The sequence below is a fragment of the Aquiflexum sp. genome, assembly GCF_041749095.1.
Classification (GTDB): domain Bacteria; phylum Bacteroidota; class Bacteroidia; order Cytophagales; family Cyclobacteriaceae; genus Aquiflexum.
The window spans coordinates 1-3,049 of sequence record NZ_JBGTCA010000413.1; the positions used below are offsets into that span (position 1 = coordinate 1).

Genomic DNA, 3,049 nt, shown 5'->3' on the forward strand with positions numbered 1-3,049 from the left:
GATATTGGTCCTTAAACCTTCTATGGCCCGATCCATCATTTCAGGTTGAAAAGGCATAATTGGGAGCGCTGCATACAGGGATTGTTGCTCATGCATATCAGCTGTTTCAAAAAGTTTGTTGAGTGCAGTTACCCAACTCGAGGCTTCCTTTTCTTCAAAATGCAACAATAAATAACTTCTGGCTGTCTGAAGCTGATCCCATGAGTGCGGACTGAAACCTTGGGTAATGTTATTGGCAAACTCTTTTTGGTTCTCAGATAGCTTTAATATCGTTTTCTTGAAAAATCTGGAAGCCTGACCAAAAGCCATATAAAATTTAAGATAAGAGCCTTCTTTTTCAATTTTCTCTTTTTGTTGTATCAGCCATTCCATTGATTTGGATTCCGATTCTTGCTTCAGAAGTTCAAAAAGGAACTTTTTTGTTTTTTCGATGTCGATGGAATTATTCATAATTTCAAGTTATAATCGGGCTCAAAAATCAATGTTTAAAGTTAGTTGATTTTTTTAGAAACTACTGTTTGGTCAATATTTGGGAGTGTTTTGTATCTCATTTTGGTGATAAGAGTTTTTTCAAACTTTTAATTAAGTGGGGTATGTAATAAGAAACTTGGTGATTTGTTCTTTTTCCGTAAATCTTAGGCAATTTAATGGTTCGCTTTCATTTAAAGCATATTATCGCCCTAAGAAATAACATGATTTAAATCAGCTTGTTCTTGTTGTGTTTAGTCCTGATCCAAAAAATGAGATTTCAAAATTCAAAAAACCTAAGCTTTGGATTTTGGGCTTGATAACAGATGCTGCACCAATAATTTCCTTCAACCATAAAACTCTGAATAAGCCCAGGATTTGGACTTCCCTTTGTGGGTGGATTCATCATATTCAAGTCAATAAGGTTATCGATAAGTCCTACTCCTGTGGCCTTTAGAAAGGATTCTTTGATCGTCCATATTCTGAAAAAAGCTTTGGTAAGATCAGAGGATTGCTGGACATATCTGATTTCATCAGGATGAAAAGCTGATTGCATTACTCCGTCAAAATCCAGGTCAGGTTGTATTTTTTCCACATCGATCCCGCAGGGATCTTTGGAAAACATCATTGTCATCCAATTCCCGGAATGGCTGATATTGAAGTGAAAATCTGCTTGGCCGCTGATGAATGGTTTTTTGTTTTTTGTAAAATCGAAACTGATTTCATTAGGAGGGATATTCAAGTAGTGGCCACATACAATTCTTTTCATCACCTGACTGCACAGGAAAATGTTTTTATCTTCTTGCTTTATAATTCTGGATAGTTTTTGCTTTTCGGAATCTTCCAGAAGATTTTTTTGATCCGAAATTCGGTGGAGGTTTTTCGAAATGTTTATACGGACCACATGGATTTCATTGGAAAGTGGCTCAACTTGGAAATTTATCCAAGTTGGCATTATCTCAGACCAGACTATAGAGAAGGTTAAATTCATTTATTGGTTTTTCTCATCAAGAACAATTTGGATTTTTTCTGCCATTTCTTTCAATATCTCGGGTTTTTTGAAAATATTGTCATGGTGACCTGATACATTCACAACGATAACTTTTTTTACTAAAGGAGACCAACCATAATATTCTGTGTCTTCTATATAATCAGACCTGTTTTTCACTTTAAATAAATGGAGGTCACCTTCATAGCGGCTCAATTTATATTCTTCAAGGATTTTGACATTATTCTTGGCCACAACTTTTATGATACTTTCAGGATCCTTTTGGGTTTCGGGTTTAGCCTGTAATTTCAATTTGATCAGGACATGGTCTCTTTTTCTTTTAAATGACCTGCTTTTTTGTTCATAAAAACCCTGAGGTTCTTTGAAGGCAAAACCCAGATTTACCAATCTTTTTCCCAGTTGAAGTTTTATTTTTTTCAACAAAGTCATTTTTGCCGGATCTTCATAAGCAGAGGTGTCAAAAAGAATGAGTTTGGATACTTCCCTTCCCATTGCTTTCAGTTGGCGCGCCATTTCAAAAGCTACATATCCTCCAAATGAATATCCTGCCAAACAATATGGACCGCTGGGATATTGTTTGATCATCAATGAAATGTAAAAAGCTGCCATTTCTTCAAGGGAATTGTTTGGTGTATCAACACCATTCAGTCCTTTGGGCTCAAAACCATAAATAGGTTGTTCATCTTCAATGTATTTGGCCAATTGGAAATAAATAGAAGCTGTTGAACCCACTCCATGGATGATAAAAAATGGAGGTTTACTTCCATTTGGTTTTATGCTCACCAAGGAATGGCTACTGCTTTCATGGAAATTATTTTCTTCTAAGTATTCTGCCAGATCCACGATTCTTGGATATTTGAAAATGACGTTGAGCGGAAGCTTTTTATCCAGTTCTTTTTCAATTAATGAGAGAACTTTTACAGCGAGCAAAGAATGTCCGCCAATTTCAAAGAAGTCTGCGTTAATATCGATTTTTTCTTTTTTTAGGGATTCACACCAAATCTTTGATATGATTTTTTCTATTTCAGTGCTAGGTTCTATGTGCGATAACGCCTGTTCTTTAGGTTTTGGAAGTCTTTTTTTGTCAATTTTAAGGTTAGATGTCAAAGGCATGTTTTCCAAAATCATGATACTGCTTGGGATCATATATTCCGGTAATATCGAATGAAGTTCCTTTTTCAGAGAGGTGGACTTTTGTGCATGAATTATCGAATTGATAGAGTCACCTAAAACTACATAGCCAACAAGTCTTTTTTGACCGGGGGTGTCTTCCCTCAAAATTACTGCTGACTCTTTAACTTCTTTTAGTTTGTTTATTGCTGATTCAACCTCACCTAGCTCTATTCGATATCCTCTTAGTTTGACCTGCTCATCTATTCTTCCGAGATATTCAATATTGCCGTCAGGGAGCCAACGGGCTAAATCACCTGTCCTGTACATTATATCTTCACCGGTTTCTCCAAATGGATTTTTGACAAATTTTTCCAAAGTCAGTTCAGGATTGTTCAGGTAACCTCTGGCGACCCCTTGTCCTGAAATGCATAATTCCCCCGGTACATTGATGGGGTTGAG

At 36.3% G+C, this 3,049-nt stretch carries 2 protein-coding genes and 1 pseudogene; all 3 read right to left on the minus strand.

Annotated elements, in window-relative coordinates:
- Positions 1–450, minus strand: a pseudogene (locus ACEW8O_RS18770) (hypothetical protein); the annotation flags it as partial.
- Positions 451–748: 298 nt separating this feature from the next.
- Positions 749–1,459 (minus strand): 4'-phosphopantetheinyl transferase superfamily protein, encoded by a 711-nt coding sequence (locus tag ACEW8O_RS18775; protein ID WP_373496163.1) that lies wholly within the window; start codon positions 1,457–1,459, stop codon positions 749–751.
- On the minus strand, positions 1,460–3,049 hold a 1,590-nt coding region (locus ACEW8O_RS18780; protein ID WP_373496164.1), incomplete at its 5' end, for an alpha/beta fold hydrolase.